This window comes from Shewanella sp. 10N.7 (assembly GCF_020806285.1).
In the GTDB taxonomy this organism is placed as follows: domain Bacteria; phylum Pseudomonadota; class Gammaproteobacteria; order Enterobacterales; family Shewanellaceae; genus Shewanella; species Shewanella electrodiphila.
Map to the genome: position 1 here is coordinate 1 of NZ_JAJGZS010000082.1, position 357 is coordinate 357.

Consider the following 357-nt stretch of genomic DNA (forward strand, 5'->3'; position numbering starts at 1 on the left):
GGCACTTCAAACAACTGACATAGTTGTTTAACGATGCTTTGCTCTCTTGATAATGACTCAATTAACGCTATCGTTTGATGTTGTCTTGCATTAAGAGAGCGGTAGCCTTTTTTAAGATGTCTTTCTCCCACTCAATCTTCTTAATCCTGGCTTCTAACTCTTGAATTTTTCTCTGCTCAGATGTCATGGCTGTCGCTGTTGGCGTTATACCTTCAAACTCTTCTGATAACTGCTTTACCCAACGCCTAATGGCTGTTGGGCCTACGCCAGTCGCTTCGCATGCTTCACGTACAGAATAGCCTTGTTTAATCACAAGATTAGCCGCATCAATTTTAAATTCTGTTGAGTAAGTAGGTT

1 protein-coding gene is annotated in these 357 nt (G+C 41.2%); it reads right to left on the minus strand.

Translation table 11 applies throughout. The features are described from left to right. Positions 1–67: 67 nt before the first annotated feature. Positions 68–357, minus strand: a 290-nt coding sequence (locus LMH66_RS20300) for a transposase (RefSeq protein ID WP_229372730.1), incomplete at its 5' end; no start/stop codon positions are given.